We start from the raw sequence: 17870 nt of genomic DNA, 5'->3' as shown, positions 1-17870 counted from the left end.
GCCGCGTCCCCGACGCACACGCCCCAAATCACTCGGGCCGACGACCGACCGCCACGTCCACCTGGTTCACCGCGTTGGCCGAGGCGATCGAGAACAGCAGGTGCGCCAGCTCGCCCTCACTGAACCGCGCCCTGGCCTCCTCCCACACCGCGTCGGGCACGGGTCCACGGCCGGTGACCGTCATCGCCTCGGTCAGCTCCAGAGCCGCCCGCTCCTTGGGCGTGAACAGGTCGGTCTGCCGCCACACGGTGATCGCGTGCAGGCGGCGGTCGCTCTCGCCCTTCCCGGCGGCGGCCGCCGTGTGCACGTCCACGCCGTGGGCGTTGCCGTTCAGCTGGGCGGCCCGTACCAGGACGAGTTCGGTCAACAGGGGGTCGAGGAATCCCACCGCCTTGTCGTGCAGGGCGGCCAGGGCGGTGTTCAGCTGGGGAGCCACCTGGCGGGGCTCCATGCGGGGCTCGTAAGCAACGTCACTCATGGTGGAGAGAGTAGCGCGTTGGGTAGTTTTCTGGGAGTGGTTTCCATGTTCACAGTTCCCGAAGGACCGCCAACAGCCCGTCGACCTCTTCGACGGTGTTGTACACGTGCAGGCTCACCCGCACCGACCCGTCCCCCGGCTCCGCCCCCGCCTGGCAGTGGCTGTCCGAGCGCACCATGAACCCGTGGCTGTACAGGACGAACCCCAGATCGCCCGAGTCGATCCGCTCGTGCCGGAACGCGACGATCGACGCGCGTCGCTGCACGGGGGAGTCGCCGGCCAGACTCAGCTGGCACCCCAGCACCTCGAAGGCGGCCAGTTCGAGCAACCCCTCGGTCAGCCGGGCCGCCAGCCCCGCGCACCAGCGGTCGATCCGCTCCAGCCCGGCCGCGTCCAACCAGTCCAGCGCCGTCGCCAGGCTGGCGATCCCCACCGTGTTCGGTGTGCCGTCCCACCCGCTGGGGGAGAACCGCGGCCCCCGTGCCCGCCGCGCCCACACCGCTCCCGTTCCGGGCAGGGCCAGCGCCTTGTGCCCGGAGAAGACCACGAAGTCCACGTCCAGCTCGGCCACCGACACCGGCAGGTGGCCCACGCTCTGCGCCGCGTCCAGGCAGACCACCGCGTCCGGGCCGACCGCCTCGCGCACCCGGTGGACGTTCATGTCGCTCCCGTAGACGTGGTGCACGTGAGTGAGCGCCACGAACCGCGTCCGGGGCCCGACCACCCCGGCCAGCGCTTCGGTGTCGTAGTCACCGGACCCGGCCTGCCTCGGCATCTCCACCACCCGCACCCCGACCCCGCGCCGGGCCAGCGCGTCGCGCGCCTCCAGCCACGGCGACAGGTTGGCCTGGTGGTCGGCGAACGGCGCGACGATCTCGTCTCCGTCATCGAGGAGCTCCGTCAGCCAGTCCAGGGCGATCCTGCGCAGCCCCTCGGTCGTTCCGCTGACGAAGTGCACGGATGACCGCCCGGGTTCCGGATCGCCGAGGAACGCCTTGACCCGCTCGCGGGCGCGCTCCACCATCGCCGTCGTCGCGTTGGCCCAGGGGTAGGTGCCGCGCCCCGCGTTGGCGTTGCCGCCCACCAGGTACTCCCGCACCGCCTCCAGCACCGCGCGCGGCTTCTGCGACGTGGCCGCGCTGTCCAGGTAGGCCAGGTCCGGGTGGGCGGTGATGATCGGGAACTGCTCACGCAGGGACCGCTGCCAGTCCGTGAGGTCCTCCCACGACCGCTCCACCTCAATCACGCACCAACGGCGCGCCCGCGTCGCGCCAGGCGATGATGCCCCCGGCCAGGCTGTGCACGTCGGTGTGGCCCATCCGCGTCAGCAGGGCGGCGTAGCGCGCCGACTGCTCGCCCACCGGGCACGCCAGCAGGACGGGCTGGCGTGTGCTGAACGGCAGCCCCGCGCGCAGCATCTCGTCGAAGAGCTCGTCCACGATGTTGACCGACCCCTCGACGTGCAGCGCCGCGTAGGCGAACGGACTGCGCAGATCCACCACCAACGGCCGCTCCTCCGCGATCCAGGCGCGCGCCTTCGCCACGTCCAGCGCCGGGGCGGCGCGCACCTCCTCCTCGGTCAGGCTCGCCACCGAGTTGGTTTCGGGTGGCCGGTGGAACAGGTCCGGGCGCAGCCGCCGCACGTAGCTGAGGTAGCTCTCGCATCGGTCGCACACGATGAACACGGCGCTCGCCCGCCCGGTCAGCGTCGGGTCGACCCCGCGCAGGTGGCGCACGGCCCCGAAGTAGGCCGCGCCGCCGGTCGGGCCGGACAGGATCCCGCACCGGCGCACCAGCGTCAGCATCCCCTCGACCGCGTCCTCGGCGCTGACGTCCTCGATCGTGTCGTACACCTGCGGGTCGAACAGTCCCACCTCGTGCACCTCGTCGATGGTGCGGATGCCCGGGATGAAGTCGGACTTGGACCCGACCAGCCCGATCACACGCGTTCCCGGGTCGTGGTCGCGCAGCACCCGCGCCACACCGGTGGAGGAGCCCGCGGTGCCCACGCACGCCACGAAGTACTCCGGGGCGCGCCCGTCCAGGTCGGCGACGATCTCCGGCCCCGTCCCCGCCGCGTGCGCGTCGGCGTTGCGCGGATTGAAGTACTGGTCGGTGTGCAGGTGGGCGCTGTCGGGAGCGGACAGCTCCTGGTGGATGAGGGTGAGCGGGTCGTCGGTCAGCGTCGGGTCCAGGCACTCGGTGCGCCCGGGCAACTCCTCGATCCTCGCGCCCAGCAGCAGGAGCAGGTCCTTGATCTCCGGCACCCGCATCCGGTTGGTCACGCTGCGGAACGGAAGACCGTGCATGCCCGCGATGGCGGCCAGCGCCTTGGCGGTGTTGCCGCTGGACAGCTCCACGACCGTGGCACCGGATCGCTGGGCCCGGGCCAGATCCGGGCGTGCCATGTTCCACGCCGCCCGGTCCTTGACCGACCCGAACGGGTTGAGCATCTCCAGCTTCGCGTACAGATCGATGTTGCGCAGGCCGTGCACGGCGGGGTCGATGCGCACGAGCGGGGTGTCGCCGATGGCGTCGGTGATGTTGTCATACCTCACGCCGACCTTCCTTCCGAACGCGGGACCGGCCAGTATTCCTCGTCGAGCGTCCACCGCCAGCGCCCCGGCGCCCCGCCGACCGCGACCTTGCGTGCGGGGGGCTGGCGTTGGGCGTGCGTGGCGGCGAAGTCCATGCAGTAGCCCGCGGTGTTGGCGAAGGCCAGGAGGTCGCCCGGCCTGGGAGGGCGGGGCAGGAAGACCTTGCGCCGGGTGATCAGGTCGCTCTCCAGGCACAGGCTGCCGGTGAGGAAGACGCCGACGGGTTCCTTGGCTCCGGAGGGATCGGCGGGTCCGGTGCCCTCCCCGTCCAACAGCAGTGGATCGACGAGCACGCCGTGGTCCTCCAGCCCGATGTCGGTGGCCTTGGCGGCGAGCCGCAGCATCGGCTCCCCCGCCTTCGTGGTGCGGGTCTCCAACACGCGCGCCAGGGTCAGCCCGCACTGGTCGAGCAGGGCGCGGCCCGGTTCGACGTACAGGTCGTAGAGGTTCTCCAGCAGCAGGCCGCCCAGCGTGCGGCCCAGGGTCGGCGCGGTCCGCGACAGCAGGGCGTCCAGGTAGGCGGGGCCCGCGTCGGGCCGGTGCGCCGGGTACAGGCCCAGCGAACCGCGCACGGTGCCGCCCTCGGCGCGCAGGCCGTAGCCGTGCCCGCCCCAGGTCAGCGCGGGCCGCTCGCCCAGGACGGCGCGGGTCAGTTCGGTGGTGTAGCGGTCCCACTCGTCCCGGTCGTCGACGTAACCCACGCCGAACCCGCCGCCGACGTCGACGATCCTGGGCTGGAAGCCCCGGGCGCGCAGGGCGTTCATCGCGTGCAGACAGCCTTCGAGGGCGACGGCCTTCTCGTCGAGGCTGACGGTGTCCAGATGGTAGGCGGTGCCGATGGGGTCGATCGCGTCGCGGTGCCGCTCCAGGTCGTCCAACAGGCCGTCCAGGGCGGCGGCGGGGACGCCGAAGCGGCTCTCGCGCGACCGGATCGCCACCCCCGGCGCGGTGAATCCGGACAGCCGGACCAGGACGCGCACCGGGGACAGCCGGTGCTCGCGCACGAGTGCGGCCAGGGTGTCCAGCTCGGCGGGGCCGTCGACGTGGACGGCGGCGCCCACCAGCGCGGCCAACCACAGGAACGCGGTGTCCTTGGGGCCGGAGGCCACGATCCGGTCGCCGGTGAACCCCGCGCCGAGCGCGTGCCGTAGTTCGCCGAGGGAGGCCACGTCGATCCCGGCGCGGGTCGCCGCCAGCCGTCGGACCAGGGCGCTGGAGCGGTTGGCCTTGTGCGCGAAGAACTCGCGGCCGTCCAGTCGGTGGGTCCGGCGGACGTCGGCGAAGCGTTCGGCGTTGGCCGCGATCCGGTCGGGTAACAGCACGTCGAGGGGGGAGCCGAGCGCGTCGGCCAGGGTGTGGAGGAGGTCGGACGAGTCCAGGAGGGGCGCCAGCGGCGGTTCCAGCCGCGGTCGCAGGTACAGGGGGGGCTCGTCCACCCGGCTCTTCCTCCCCAGAGCGGAACACTCTCGACGGTCCTCCCGACTCCTTTCCAGTTGCCGTGTGCCTTACCCCCGCATGACCGTCGCTTCACCGGGAGTGAGGTGGCGGGGGAGAGGTCTGCCGAGGAAGGCGGTACTGCGACCCTCGCAAACTATGATCAGGGTCACACGGAAGAGTGGGGTGTGCGGGCTCAACGCAGCTCGACGGTGACGCCGAAATGCCGCAGTGCGCGAAAGGCGTCGTCGAAGTAGCCGAGCCGCCCCTCGGGGTCGAGGCGGACGTCGGCCAGTGCGCGCCGTGAGGCGCGGGCGTCGTGCCACACGAGCCGGAAGGGGGGCTCGACGGCGAACCCGCCGGACAGGCAGTCGCACATCGCGTCCATGCCCCATCCGTAGTAGCCGCCGGGGCCGTTGAGCGCCTCGCCCAGGGCGCAGTGCAGTCCGGGGACGTCGGTGACGGAGCGGCCGTCGAGGTGGTATTCGCCCCCCGAGCGCGGGAGCGGGGCGTCGGCGCGGGTGAAGTACAGGTGGAGCGCCAGTCGGAGCCAGGCGTTCCTGCCCTCGGTGGAGAAGGCGGTCCACTGGTTGGGGGAAGTCGGGACGCCCTCGCGCCACAGGTCCCACACCGGCCGCGCGGTCACTGGGGGACGCTCGCCGTCCCCTGCGACGACGGGGATGTCGAGGAGCGCGCCGCCCGTCGCCGACGGCCGGGCGCCCGCCGTGTCCAGGGTGACCGGGAACCGTTGCATCTCCCGCCCGTTCGCGTCCAGGGGGCACAGGTCCACTCCGACCGGGGCGCGATCGTCCGCACGGCGCAGGACGTCGGCCAGCGGTGCGGCGGGTTCGCAGCCGATGAGCCGGAACGGACTCCCCGCCGCGTCCCCGGGGGCGACGAACAGGTCCTCGGCGTCCGCGCACCGCCCCCACAGCTGTGGCGGTCCCTTCCAGGAACGGCGCGTCAGCGCGTACCCCACCGGGAACGGCCGGTCCCAGGTGGCCCACGCCCGGTCGACCACCGGCTACTCCTGCGCGCCCAGGGCGCGCATCAGGTACGGCAGCAGTCGGTCGGCCATGTCCGCGCCCGGGTCGGCCCCGGGCACGTGCGGGATGAGGAACGTGTGCGTGACCATCGGGCCGATCACCATCTCGCCGACCACCACCGGGTCCGCCACGGGCGCGATCTCTCCGCGTTCGGCGGCCCGTTCCAACAGCGCCGCCACCCGGTTCTGCAGCGGCATCACGAACGCGTCGAACAGCACGTCCGCCAGCGCCCGGTTGTGCGCGGCCTCGCCCACGACCGCCCGCAGCAGCCGCCCCGAGGGGCCGTCGAGCGCCCGGGCCTTGTCGTGCAGCACCCGGCTCAGGTCCGATTCCAGGCTTCCCGTGTCCAGGTCGGGCCCCAGGTCCTCGGCCCAGGCCTGGGCGGCCCCCACCACCAGGTGTTCCTTCGACCGCCAGCGCCGGTACAGCGTGGCCGTGGAGACTCCGGCCCGTTTGGCGACCGCGGCCGTGGTCAGGCCGCTGTACCCGTGCAGCTGGAGTTCGGTGAGCGTGGCGTCCATCAGCGCGCGGTCCCGGGCGGCGTCCCGTGGCCGCCCCCGTGCGGGGGCGGCGGACGCTTCGGGCAGATGGTCCGTGGTCATGCCCGGAATCCTATGCGAGCCGACCTGTTGGAAACGAAACAGTTTCGTTTAGTATCAGCCCATGACCGACATCCACGCCCCCAGCGAACCGCTGACCGACACCTCCGCGATCCCCGGGATCGTCGACCGCCTGCGCACCGCCTTCGCCGACGGTCGCACCAAACCCCTCACCTGGCGCCGCGACCAGCTGCGCGCCCTGCGCCGCCTGCTCACCGAGGAGCGCCCCGCCCTGGAGAGGGCACTCAAGGCCGACCTGGGCAAGAGCCCGGTCGAGGCGCACACCACCGAGATCGGATTCGTGGTCAACGAGATCGACCACACCCTCAGACACCTGGCGTCGTGGCTGCGCCCCCAGCGGGTCTCCGTGCCGATGGCGCTCGCCCCGGCCAGGGCGCGCCGGGTCCGCGAACCCCTGGGCACCGTTTTGATCATCGCGCCGTGGAACTATCCGGTGAACCTGTCCCTGGCGCCGCTGGTCGGCGCCATCGCGGCCGGGAACACCGCCCTGGTCAAGCCCAGCGAGCTCGCCCCCGCCACCTCCGCCGTCCTGGCCGAGCTGTTGCCCCGTTACCTGGACGCCGAGGCGATCGCGGTCGTCGAGGGCGGTATCCCCGAGAGCACCACCCTGCTCGAACAGCACTTCGACCACATCTTCTACACCGGCAACGGTGCCGTCGCCCGCATCGTCATGGCCGCGGCCGTCAAACACCTGACCCCCGTCACCCTGGAGCTGGGCGGCAAGAGCCCCGTCATCGTCGAACCCGGCGTCGACCTGGCCGCCACCGCCCGCCGCCTGGCCTGGGGCAAGTACACCAACGCCGGACAGACGTGTGTGGCCCCCGACTACGTCCTGGCCGTCGGCGACACCGCCGACGAACTGGAGCGCGAGCTGGCCGCCGCCATCACCGAGATGTTCGGCGACGACCCCCGCACCAGCCCCGACTACGGCCGGATCATCAACGAACGCCACTTCGACCGGCTCACCGCCCTGCTCGGCTCCGGCACCGTCGTCGCCGGGGGCGACCACGACCGCGACGCCCTCTACCTCGCCCCGACCGTCCTCGGCGGCGTCACCGCCGACACCCCGGTCATGGCCGAGGAGATCTTCGGCCCCGTCCTGCCCGTCGTGCGGGTCCCCGACCTGGACGCGGCCATCGCCTTCGTCAACGAGCGCGACAAGCCCCTGGCCCTGTACGCGTTCACCGACTCGGAGGAGACCAAGCGCCGACTGACCACCCAGACCTCCTCCGGGGCGCTGGCCTTCGGCCTGCCGATCGCCCACCTGGCCGTTCCCGACCTGCCCTTCGGCGGCGTCGGTGAGAGCGGCATGGGCGCCTACCACGCGGCGGCCTCCATCGACACCTTCTCGCACACCAAGTCGGTGCTCGACAAGTCCCTGCTCCTGGACACCATGCGGGTCGCCTACGCGCCCATCACCGACCTCAAGGAGCGCGTCCTGCGCCGCATGCTCTGACCCGGTCCGGCCGCGCGGTCCCGACGACCGCGCGGCCCGGAGCCCGTCCCGGGCCGCGCGCCTCATTCGTGCCGGGCGTCGGTGTACACGTCGCCGGGCTCCAGCCCCGCCTCGAACAGTTCGGTGACCGTCACGAAGTGGAACCCCTGGCGGTGCAGTTCGTCCAGGACGTCCGGGATCGCCCGGACGGACGACTCGTGGATGTCGTGGAAGAGCACCACGCTGCCGGACGTGCTGTGCGAGATCGCGTGCTCGGCGACCTCGTCGGTGTTCCGGCTGCGCCAGTCCAACGTGTCCACATCCCACAGGATGATCGGCAGGCCGACCGTTTCGCGCACGGTCCCGTTCAACGCGCCGTAGGGCGGCCGCATGGACGGCGGGTCCACACCGATCACGTCGCGCACCGCCGCGTTGGTGCGCGCCATGTCCGCCTCGATGTCCTTGGCCGACATGCCGCTCAGGTCGTCGTGCTCCCACGTGTGGTTGCCCAGCTCGTGCCCCTCGGCGGCCATTCGCTCCAGGGCCTCGGGGAACTCCTCCACCAGAGAACCCAGGACGTAGAAGGTCGCTTGGGCGTCGTACTCGGCGAGGGTGTCCATGAGCGCGTCGGTGTGCTCACCGGGGCCGTCGTCGAAGGTCAGCGCCACGCACTTGAGCCGCTCGCAGTCCAGGGTGCCGCCCTCGGCGGACGGCCCCTCCTCGAGGAAGACGTCCGGGTCGGGACCCGACAGCGCCGCCTCGCGGGCGTGGAAGCCCAACTCGGACAGGAGCTCCTCGGCCTGCTGCGGCTCCACCGGAAGCATCACGTCCGAGACTTGGCCGGCCCCGGGCACCTGCGTGGGATCCATACGCACGGTCAGCCCGCCCGCCGTGCTGAACGCGACGTCCTCCAGGGGCGACCCGGACCACGCGTCCGCGGCCTCCCGCGCCCGCTCGGCGTCGAACGCTCCGGACGGCGCGCCGTCCCGGGCCGCTCCGGCCCCCGCGGCTCCGGCGGTGTCGGGCGAGGACTCGGCCCCCTCGGCCTCCTCCACGGCCCCGGGTTCCTCCGTGGCGCGCAGGGCGGCCTCGCCGACCACCCCGGGGAGGTCGGCGAGGGGCAGGTGGTAGTCCTCCCGCAGCACGTCGGCCAGGAGGACGTGAACGCGTTCGACGGCCTCCTCGTCACGGAACAGGGCCGTCCACGGCAGGACCGCCCCGCTGCCGGCGTCGAACCACAGCGTGGAGGACTCCCGGCTCTCCCTCATGCCCGCCGTGGACACGGCGGTCAGCCTCGTTCCGACGACCTCCTGGGACGCGGCGAGCAGGGACACGTCCTGCCGCAGTTCGGGGCGCCCGCTTCCGGACAACTCCTCCAGGAACGCGGTCTGCCGCGCGGCCATGACGGTGCGCACCTCCTCGGTGAGCGGGTGGCCCGCGCCCAGGAGCGGGTAGCGGTAGCCGACCACGCTGTGGTCGGTCTCCACCACGTGCTCGCCGACGGCCGCCCCCGGCACGTCGGAGAACGGGAGGCTGATCGCCTCGGCATGGGGCAGCCTGTGCTCGGCGGCGTGGCAGCCGGGGACCAGCAGGAGTCCCAGGGCCACACCGGCGGTTACGTTGCGTCGCAGTGAGGTGACAGCCACGACAGGGACCATATCGAAAATCCCGCCCGGATTAGCCGTAACGCGACACGCCTGGCAGGGGTGTCACGAATCAGTCGACCATGGCCGCCACGATCTCCCGGAGCCGTGCCAGCACCTCCGTGTGCTCGGCCGGTGCCGTCGTCCGGGGCAGGTGCACGTGGCCCGCGGGGATCGACCGGCCCGAACGGTCACGCAACAGGGTGTTGCGGTAGGCGATCTCGTTGGACAGGTAGTCCCCGCCGCCGCCCGCGCGGGCGGCCGATCCCTCCGTGGGGCCCTGTGGGCTGCGGACCCCCTCCTTCGACCCCGCCGGAACCTCGACCACCTCGCTGTTGGCCACCACCGGGTAGTGGCCCGCGGCGCGCTCGATGATCCGCTCGAACGGCAGGGAGGAGCGCGTCCACTCGGGCGCCTGCGGGCCCGTCACCGGGGCGCGGCCCGTGGCGGCACGCCCCTCGTTGTCGGTGCCGCCACCACGCCACACGCCGTTCCACACCTCCAGGTCGAACCGGTCGGGACGCCCCCGGCTCAGGGTGACCACCGCGTCGGCGTCGGCGTGGTGGCGGCCCAGGGCCCGCTCCACCACACCCTCGTCGAAGTCCGACCAGCGTACGGGGAAGATCGCGGCACGTACCACGGCGGTGCGCTCGCCCACCGGGAAGGTCCACCCGTGCAGGTCGAGCGCGGCGGCCCCGGAGGGGTTGGAGCACTCCACGTCCTCGTCCAGGTGAAAGGGGTCGAAACCGGTCACCACGATCCGCGCCCAGCGTTCTCCCGGCGGGAAGTCGATGTCGGAGAAGCCCCGCGACTCCCACTCCAACAGCCGCAGCAGGTCCGCGCGCTGACCGTCGCCGAGGGCGAAACCGGGCCGCCAGGAGCGCAGCCGCGCCGAGAGCACCAGACGGGCCCAGTACAGGGGGCGGTCGTCGGTGTCCCCGGACTCCGCGCGCGTCGCCTCGGTCCACAGGCGCGACGCGTGCGCGGCGACCGCCTCCCTGGCCTGGCCGAGGTCGGTACTGGCCGCCAGGTCGGCGGTGAACAGGGGCTCGGCGGCGGCGAACCCGGATCGCGCCAGGATCCGTCCGGGCTGGGGGAGTTCGGCTCGGACCTCTTCGGGGGTGGTGTCGTGCTGCACGGTTCCCTGTCTGTGTCGGGGGGCGGGCGCGATGCGCGCAAAACGGGCCGGTCGAGTGTAACGTCACCGGGCCCGGCGGCTGTGGGGGACCCACCGCCGTTGCCCACAACCTCGACACCGGGGGTGGACCACCGGCCCCGAAGTTGGCAGTGTGAGAACCGACAGCACGTCCCTCTCAACGGAGAGAGCAACACATGCACACTGGCGCCCTTCCCGACACCGACGTCCTCGCCGACCGCGCGCGGACCGCGTTGGAACGGTGCGGAGTCGACCGCCTGCGCGAGCCGATCGGCGCGGCCGGAGTGGCGAGAACACCCATCACCGGCCAGATCCTCTTCCCCGTCGAGTTCGACACCCCCGCCTCCGCGGAGCGGGCCGTCGGGGCCGCCCACGAGTGCTTCACCGCCACCTGGCGGGACACGCCCGCGCCCGAGCGCGGCAGGCTCGTCCAGCGGTTGGGTGAACTGCTGCGGGAGCACAAGGCGGACCTGGCCGAACTCGTGACGATCGAGGCTGGCAAGATCACCTCCGAGGCCCTCGGCGAGGTCCAGGAGATGATCGACATCTGCGACCTGGCCGTGGGCATGTCCCGACAGTTGTACGGGCGCACCATGCCCTCCGAACGCCCTGGCCACCGCCTGATGGAGACCTGGCACCCCCTGGGCGTGGTCGGCGTGATCACGGCGTTCAACTTCCCCGTCGCCGTGTGGGCCTGGAACACGTGCGTGGCCCTGGTCTGCGGCGACACGGTGGTGTGGAAGCCCTCCGACCTGACCCCGCTCACGGCGCTGGCCTGCCACGGGCTGCTCATGCGCGCCGCCGCCGACGTCGGCGCGCCCTCGGACGTCCACACCGTGGTGCTGGGCGGCCGCGAGGTGGGCGAGGCGCTCGTGGACGACACGCGGGTGGCGCTGCTGTCGGCCACCGGATCGGTCGCCATGGGCCGGACGGTCGGCCCCCGGGTCGCCGCGCGGATGGGCCGGTGCCTGCTGGAGCTGGGCGGCAACAACGCGGCCGTGGTCACCCCGTCGGCCGACCTGGACCTGGTGGTGCGCGGCAGCGTCTTCGCCGCCGCCGGGACGGCCGGGCAGCGGTGCACGACGCTGCGCCGCCTGATCGTGCACGAGGACGTGGCCGACGAGGTCACCGAGCGCATCGTCGACGCCTACAAGCAGCTCCGGGAGCGGATCGGCGATCCGCTCGAGGAGTCGACCCTGGTCGGTCCGCTGATCGGGGAGCGCGGATACTCCGGCATGGTCAAGGCGCTGGACCAGGCCAAGGCCGACGGCGGCGACGTGCTGGTCGGCGGAGGCCGCCGTCTGGAGGAGGCCGGCGCGGACGCCTACTACGTGGACCCCGCCGTGGTGCGGATGCCCGGGCAGGCTGAGATCGTCCAGGAGGAGACCTTCGCGCCGATCCTGTACGTCCTGACGTACCGCACCCTGGACGAGGCGGTGGCGCTGCACAACGGCGTACCCCAGGGGCTGTCGTCGGCGATCTTCACCCAGGATCAGGCTGAGGCCGAGCGCTTCCTGTCCTCGGCGGGTTCGGACTGCGGGATCGTCAACGTCAACATCGGCACCTCCGGCGCTGAGATCGGCGGAGCCTTCGGTGGTGAGAAGGACACCGGAGGCGGACGCGAATCCGGCTCCGACTCCTGGAAGGCGTACATGCGCCGGGCGACCAACACGGTCAACTACGGCGGGCAGCTGCCGCTGGCCCAGGGGGTGCGTTTCCTGTAGGAGTCGACCGCCGGGTCGCCGCCACGCCGGGTGCCGGGGTGGCCCGGCGGGCTCGCGCGTGGCGGTGGGCCGTCCCCTTCGGGATGCCCCTGCGCACGTGATGTTGAGTGCCGGATACGTGCGCCACCGCCGCGGTTCCCATCATGCGGACGTTCCGGGCTCCGGTCGTCGACGGGCCCCTACAGCGGCCCCTGGTGAGTCACGTGCTCGGCGTCGAGTTCTCCTTCCGCTGCGGCGAGCAGCCCCCGCGCCTGGGCATCGAGCGCCGGGCGGTCGATCGAGGGGCACTCCGGGCTGGTGTTGGGGTCGTATCCTCCCTCCCACCCGTCCGGTCTGACCATGATGCCCATGACCTGGACCGAGAGGCACTCGGGGCCGTTCAAGGCCTCACGGCCGATGTAGATCTCCACATCCTCGAAGTAGCGGTACCCGCCCTTGTCGACAGGTCCCACGGGGGCGCGCTCGACAACCGGGAAGTCCTTCTCGTGGACGGGCCAGTCCGCGCGCAGCGGTTCCAGCATCCACCGGGCCAGATCAGCCGCCCCCCGTGCGCCGTTGAGCAAGGACGAACGCACGCCGCCCAGGGAATCCACCCACCAGCCTGCTTCGTCGCGGGTGATCCGCAGCCACGCCTCGGCCTCGTGGACTCCGTTGATCGGAGTGAAGTGGTAGTGCGGATCGACCCACTCGTACAGGAACACCGTCTCCAAGCCTCTTCCCTTCGATGCGTTCCTGTGTAACAGGCACGCGTGCACCGCGCCCACGGCTTTTCGCGCCGCCGGGTCACAGCGGTCGGCCTGTCGTCGGAGACTCCCGCGCAGCGCCTCGCCTCCCCGCAGGGCCCGTAGGCTGCCCCGGAACCGCGAACGTCGACCGGAGGCCGCGTATGATCCCCAACCGCGCAACACCGCTGGCACCAGATTCTTCACGGACGCCCTCGAGGACGGGTGGCGGGGGCTCAGGGGCGGCGACCCCGCGACCGCCGAGCGGGACCTGAGCGACCTGCGGCAGGGCCTCCCCCTACGCGCGGTAGCCCATCTGCGGCATGGTCGCTTCCTGCGGCAGGGCCTGTTGGTGATGCACCTCGCCGCCCCCGAACGCCTCACCTGGCGACGGTGGCGACCATTGCGCCCGTACGCCGAACCGATCTCCGTTCCCTCGCCCCGCGAGGTGCTCGACGTGCGAGGACCCAGCTCCTTCCTGGAGTTCCTCCTCGGGGACGTACGCGTCGTCTCCTTTCGGGCGGGGGACCGGGAGTGGGAGATGGCCGTGGTCACCATCGACACCACCGTCGTCACGACCGCCTTGACCGAGGCCGAGGCCTGGACGCCGTGACCACGGCTCTCCCCGGGAATCGGGGGCCGACACTCGGCCAAAAAAGTTGTGCAAAACCATGTTGTGCACAACTGAACTCTGTTACGGTGGTGCCGATCGATGAACGTGCCACGCACGTGAGGGGAGGAACCATGGCCGACGCCGACGAGGGCGACGCCCTCGCGCTGGACAACCAGTTGTGCTTCTCCCTGTACGCGGCCTCCCGAGCCCTGACCGGGCTGTACCGGGAGCTCCTGGACGACCTGGGGCTCACCTACCCGCAGTACCTGGTCATGCTCGCGCTGTGGGAACGGGGGACGCTGACCGTCAAGGAGCTGAGCCAGGCACTGCACCTGGACTCGGGCACGCTCTCCCCACTGCTGCGCCGACTCGAGACCGCCGGGCTCCTGACCAAGGAGCGCGGGACCGACGACGAACGCGTCGTCGAGGTCACGGCGACCGAGGAGGGCATGCGACTGCGCGCACGGGCCCGGGGCATTCCGGACCGCCTGCTGTGCGCCGTCGACCTGCCCGCGGACCGGGTGCGCGAGCTGAAGGTGGTCCTCGACCAGATCACCCGGTCGGTGGAGGCCGCCGCCAGCGGTCGGGCGCCCATCGGATCCCGAACCCCGCGTGACTGAGCACCGTCACCGACAACCCGTCACCTTCCGACCCCGCGTCGGAGCACAGAAAGGCAGTCATGGCAGTCGACATCCTGTACACCGCCAACGCCACCGTCACCGGTGAGGGTCGCGCCGGAACCGGCAAGACCGACGACGGCCGCCTCAGCGTCGACCTGTCCGTGCCCAAGGGCATGGGCGGCGACGACGGCCCCGGCACCAACCCCGAGCAGCTCTTCGCCGTCGGCTACGGCGCCTGCTTCCACGGCGCCCTGAAGAAGGTCGCCCGCGAGGCCAAGGCCAACGTTGAGGGTTCGGTCATCGACTCCCAGGTCAGCCTGGGCAAGGCCGAGGACGGCTTCGCCCTCGTCGTCGACCTGACCGTCACCATCCCCGGCGCCGACCAGGCCGCCGCTGAGAAGCTCGTCGAGGCCGCCCACCAGGTGTGCCCGTACTCCCGCGCCACGCGCGGCAACATCGACGTCAACCTCACCGTGAAGACGGCCTGAGACACGCCCCTCCCGGAGCGCTGACTCCGGGGCGCACACGGCGCGGGGGCGGGGGATCCACATCCCCCGCCCCCGCGTTCGTGTGTTCCGCGCGCCTAGGCGGCGGCCTCCAGCAGCAACAGCCGGTCCAGGATGTCCTGGAGGGTGACCAGGCCGATGACCCCCTCCTCCTCGACCAGAGACAGGTGGCTGCGGCTGTCCCGCATGATGCTCATCGCCGCGTACATCGGCGTGCTCGCGTGCAGCATGAGCACCGGGCGCATCAGGTCGGCCGCGGTCGTCCCGGGCGGGCAGGTCAGGGCCTCACGCACGTGCAGCACACCCACGGGCTCGCCCCGATCCATCACCACCAGCCGCAGGTGGGTGGAGGAACGGGAGACCCGCTTGATCTCCTCCAGGTCCGCGTCCGGTGCCACCCACGCGATCTCCTCGCTCGGGGTGATGATCTCGCTCAGCGGGCGGGAGTTGACCTCCAACGCGGTGGCCAGCTGGTCGCGTCGCTCGGTGTCCAGCGCACCGGCCTTGACCGAGTGCTCCACCAGTTCCCGCACGTCGTCGGGGTCGTGCCCCGACGACATCTCGTCCACCGCCTCCACACCGACCCGGTGCAGGCACCAGTTGGCCATGCCGTTCACCGCGACCAGCATCGGGCGGGTGAACCACATGAACGCACGCATCGGCACCGACAACAGCCTCGCCGACTTCTCCGGGTGCGAGATCGCCCACGACTTGGGCGCCATCTCACCCACCACCAGGTGCAGGAAGGTCACGATGACCAAGGCCAGCACGAACGAGAGCGTCGAGGACACCGCGTGCGGCAGGCCGTGGAACAGCGGTTCCAACAGGTGGTGCACGGCGGGCTTGGAGATCGCGCCCAGCGCCAGTGTGCACAGGGTGATCCCCAACTGGGACCCGGCCAGCAGCAGTGACAGGTCACGCGCGTTGCGCAGCGCCGCGCGCGCGGCCAGGCTGTGGTCGGCGTCGGCCTCCAGCCGGTAGCGGCGCGCCGCCACCAGCGCGAACTCGATCGCCACGAAGAAGGCGCTCAGCGCGATGATGAACACGGTCAGGGCCAACGCGACCCACGGGTTCATGTCACTCATGCCCGCACCTCCCGGGACTCCTCGTCGGCCAGTTCGCGCAGCCGCAGTTCCACGGTGTGCGGGACGTGCCGCTGCAACGAGTTCACGATCATCGTCAGCGCCATGTTCGGGTCGCCGTCGTGGGCGCTGGCCGGACGCGGCAGGACGAGGTCGACCTGGTCGCCCACCTCGGGCAGGCGGTGCAGCTCGTGGATGACCAGACCGCCCACGGTCTCGTAGTCCCCCTCGGGCAGGTCGAGGCCGAGCAGGCGCTCGGCCTCGTCCACGTGCAGGGCGCCGGGCACCATGTAGCTGCCCTCGCCCTCCAGGTGCGCCGGGGCCTCCTCGTCGGGGGAATGCTCGTCGGCGATCTCCCCGACCAGCTCCTCGGCCAGGTCCTCGGTGGTGACGACCCCGGCCAGGCCGCCGTACTCGTCCACCACGCAGGCGAACTCCTCGTTCGCCTCACGCAGCTGACGCAGCACTCCCGGCAGTGCCAGCGACACCGGCACCATGACCGTGGGTCGGGCCACCTCGGTGACCTTGATGTCGTCCAGGTCGCGTTCGCCCAGGGCCAGGACGTCGCGCAGGCAGATCACGCCCACGATGTCGTCCACGCCCTCACCCAACACCGGGAAGCGCGAGTGGTCGGAGGCCATCAGCTCCACGACCCGGCTCACCGGGTCGCTCTCCTCCACGGTGGCCACCTCGGGCCGCGGGATCATCGCGTGCCCGGCAGTGCGCTCGTGGAAGTCCAGGGTGCGGTCCAACAGGGTGGACAGCTCCGCGGGCAGGTCGCCGGACTCACGCGACTCGGCGATGATGCTCTCCAGGTCACGCGGCGTCGCCGCGTGCTGGACGTCCTCGACCGGGGTGATCCGCACCGCCTTGAGCAGCACGACTGCGGCCTGGTCGAACAGCCAGATCACGGGGCCGAAGACCTTCAGGTACACGTCGGTCGACAGGGCCAGCCAGCGGGCGACCGGTTCCGGTCTGGCGATCGCGAGGTTCTTGGGGAACAGCTCACCGAACACCATCTGCACGATGGTCGAGAACAGCAGGGTCAGGACGGTGCCGACGGCGATACCGGTGGCCAGGGGGACACCGGTCACCCCCAGGAGCTCACCGATTCCCCGACCGATCATCGGCTCGGCCACGTAACCGACCAGCAGACCCGTCACGGTGATGCCCAACTGGGCCCCGGAGAGCATGAACGAGGTGCGGTCGGTGACCTTCTTGACGCGTCGGGCGACGGGGTCCCCCGACGCGGCCCGGGACCGCACACGCGAACGGTCCACGGCCATGAAGCCGAACTCCTGGGCGACGAAGTAGCCGTTCGCGGCGATGATCACGAGGATCACCAGGATGCCGGCGATGATACTGAGGACGGTGCTCATCGGGCACGCACCGCCTGGGTCCGCCACTCGGCGGAGTTCCTACGAAGGTACGCGCCCCTCGAAGAAGGAGGCTCGTCGGAGTCTGGGTCACAGCATCCACTGGGGATGCTGCTGGTACTTCGGGACGGGTCCACTGTTCCTCTCTCTGCGCCTTCGCGCGTCGGGTGTGATTGACGTGGTCCTGGTGAAGTGAAAGACGAGTCGGACCGGTTCAAAAGTTCCCCGGTCAGCCCCCGACCGGGGCGTCGGCCTCGCCGCCGAGGGCCGCCCACTCACGGCGGCGCGCCTCGGACAGGGCGATCGCGGTCGCCACGGCGACGTTGAGCGATCCGACCCGGCCGATCTGCGGAATGTAGGTCACGGCGTCCGCTCCCGACAGCAGCGCCGGGGAGCACCCGTGGTCCTCGGCGCCCACGGCCAGACACACGTCCGGCTCCAGCGGGGCGGCGTGCAGGGGCACGGCCCCAACGGCCAGCTCGACGGCGACCACCTTGTAACCGTCACCGCGGGCCGCGGACAGGGCCTCGCCGGTGGTCGCGAAACGGGTGTGCGGCACCTTGGCCGCCGTGCCCAGGGCGGTCTTGCCGACCTTGGGATCGCCTGGGTCCGCGCTGTTGCCCGTGAGCCACAACTGGTCCACGCCGAAGGTCGCGCAGGTGCGCAGGATCGACCCCAGGTTGAAGGGCTGGGTGACGGATTCGACGAGGAGGGCGAGTCGCCCCTCCGTGCGCCTGCGCCACTGGCGGTTCAGGCGTTTGACGTCCGTGGGACGCAACTGCGTGCTCAACTGCGGTGTGTTCCTCAGCGGGTCTGTT

The 17870-nt window shown here is 71.6% G+C and carries 17 protein-coding genes; 5 read left to right on the top strand and 12 right to left on the bottom strand.

Going from position 1 to position 17870, the window contains the following annotated elements; genetic code table 11:
• Positions 1-28: 28 nt before the first annotated feature.
• The 6 genes from KIK06_RS08230 to KIK06_RS08205 form a co-directional block, all read right to left on the bottom strand.
• Positions 29-478 carry a carboxymuconolactone decarboxylase family protein gene (locus tag KIK06_RS08230; RefSeq protein ID WP_026127653.1) on the bottom strand — a complete coding sequence of 150 codons (450 nt, stop codon included), beginning with the start codon at positions 476-478 and terminating at the stop codon, positions 29-31.
• 49 nt (positions 479-527) lie between these two features.
• The gene (locus KIK06_RS08225; RefSeq protein WP_268642655.1) at positions 528-1724 is read right to left on the bottom strand and encodes an aminotransferase class V-fold PLP-dependent enzyme; all 1197 of its coding nucleotides are present in this window, start codon (positions 1722-1724) and stop codon (positions 528-530) included.
• Positions 1717-3036 (bottom strand): pyridoxal-phosphate dependent enzyme, encoded by a 1320-nt coding sequence (locus KIK06_RS08220; protein ID WP_017598874.1) that lies wholly within the window; start codon positions 3034-3036, stop codon positions 1717-1719. Before KIK06_RS08220 ends, KIK06_RS08225 begins: the two co-directional genes overlap by 8 nt.
• Positions 3033-4511 carry a hypothetical protein gene (locus KIK06_RS08215; protein WP_268642654.1) on the bottom strand — a complete coding sequence of 493 codons (1479 nt, stop codon included), beginning with the start codon at positions 4509-4511 and terminating at the stop codon, positions 3033-3035. Before KIK06_RS08215 ends, KIK06_RS08220 begins: the two co-directional genes overlap by 4 nt.
• A gap of 194 nt (positions 4512-4705) precedes the next feature.
• A complete protein-coding gene (locus KIK06_RS08210) occupies positions 4706-5530 on the bottom strand; it encodes a barstar family protein (protein ID WP_268642653.1) in 825 nt (274 codons plus the stop codon).
• A 3-nt stretch (positions 5531-5533) separates the two neighbouring features.
• Positions 5534-6157 (bottom strand): TetR/AcrR family transcriptional regulator, encoded by a 624-nt coding sequence (locus KIK06_RS08205; RefSeq protein WP_268642652.1) that lies wholly within the window; start codon positions 6155-6157, stop codon positions 5534-5536.
• Positions 6158-6218: 61 nt separating this feature from the next.
• Here KIK06_RS08205 and KIK06_RS08200 point away from each other — a divergent pair, with 61 nt between their 5' ends.
• Entirely contained in the window at positions 6219-7631 is a 1413-nt protein-coding gene (locus KIK06_RS08200) for an aldehyde dehydrogenase family protein (RefSeq protein ID WP_017598870.1), read from the top strand.
• Between the two features lie 62 nt (positions 7632-7693).
• Here the strand turns inward: KIK06_RS08200 and KIK06_RS08195 are convergent, their stop codons facing one another.
• Positions 7694-9268 carry a polysaccharide deacetylase family protein gene (locus tag KIK06_RS08195; protein WP_268642651.1) on the bottom strand — a complete coding sequence of 525 codons (1575 nt, stop codon included), beginning with the start codon at positions 9266-9268 and terminating at the stop codon, positions 7694-7696.
• A gap of 58 nt (positions 9269-9326) precedes the next feature.
• On the bottom strand, positions 9327-10391 hold the full coding sequence (locus tag KIK06_RS08190; RefSeq protein ID WP_268642650.1) for a pyroglutamyl peptidase: 1065 nt from the start codon (positions 10389-10391) through the stop codon (positions 9327-9329).
• 194 nt (positions 10392-10585) lie between these two features.
• Between KIK06_RS08190 and amaB the strand changes: the two genes are divergently transcribed.
• The gene (gene amaB, locus KIK06_RS08185) at positions 10586-12133 is read left to right on the top strand and encodes an L-piperidine-6-carboxylate dehydrogenase (RefSeq protein WP_268642649.1); all 1548 of its coding nucleotides are present in this window, start codon (positions 10586-10588) and stop codon (positions 12131-12133) included.
• Between the two features lie 179 nt (positions 12134-12312).
• Here amaB and KIK06_RS08180 read toward each other — a convergent pair whose 3' ends face one another.
• On the bottom strand, positions 12313-12843 hold the full coding sequence (locus tag KIK06_RS08180; protein WP_268642648.1) for a hypothetical protein: 531 nt from the start codon (positions 12841-12843) through the stop codon (positions 12313-12315).
• 469 nt (positions 12844-13312) lie between these two features.
• Between KIK06_RS08180 and KIK06_RS08175 the strand changes: the two genes are divergently transcribed.
• From KIK06_RS08175 to KIK06_RS08165, 3 genes are all read left to right on the top strand, one after another.
• Entirely contained in the window at positions 13313-13468 is a 156-nt protein-coding gene (locus KIK06_RS08175) for a hypothetical protein (protein WP_268642647.1), read from the top strand.
• Positions 13469-13599: 131 nt separating this feature from the next.
• Positions 13600-14088: a MarR family winged helix-turn-helix transcriptional regulator gene (locus tag KIK06_RS08170; RefSeq protein ID WP_268642646.1), complete on the top strand. Its 489-nt coding sequence runs from the start codon at positions 13600-13602 to the stop codon at positions 14086-14088.
• Positions 14089-14147: 59 nt separating this feature from the next.
• A complete protein-coding gene (locus KIK06_RS08165; RefSeq protein WP_017598863.1) occupies positions 14148-14576 on the top strand; it encodes an organic hydroperoxide resistance protein in 429 nt (142 codons plus the stop codon).
• Between the two features lie 95 nt (positions 14577-14671).
• Here the strand turns inward: KIK06_RS08165 and KIK06_RS08160 are convergent, their stop codons facing one another.
• From KIK06_RS08160 to KIK06_RS08150, 3 genes are all read right to left on the bottom strand, one after another.
• Positions 14672-15679 carry a hemolysin family protein gene (locus tag KIK06_RS08160; protein WP_026127651.1) on the bottom strand — a complete coding sequence of 336 codons (1008 nt, stop codon included), beginning with the start codon at positions 15677-15679 and terminating at the stop codon, positions 14672-14674.
• Entirely contained in the window at positions 15676-17055 is a 1380-nt protein-coding gene (locus KIK06_RS08155; protein ID WP_017598861.1) for a hemolysin family protein, read from the bottom strand. The genes KIK06_RS08160 and KIK06_RS08155 overlap by 4 nt, the downstream gene beginning before the upstream one ends.
• A 226-nt stretch (positions 17056-17281) precedes the next feature.
• A complete protein-coding gene (locus KIK06_RS08150) occupies positions 17282-17842 on the bottom strand; it encodes a TrmH family RNA methyltransferase (RefSeq protein ID WP_268642645.1) in 561 nt (186 codons plus the stop codon).
• Positions 17843-17870 lie beyond the last annotated feature (28 nt).

The sequence above is a fragment of the Nocardiopsis sp. EMB25 genome, assembly GCF_026797795.1.
GTDB classification, from domain to species: domain Bacteria; phylum Actinomycetota; class Actinomycetes; order Streptosporangiales; family Streptosporangiaceae; genus Nocardiopsis; species Nocardiopsis lucentensis.
The sequence above is the reverse complement of the archived record's forward strand: the minus strand, read 5'-3'. Positions and strand labels throughout refer to the sequence as shown.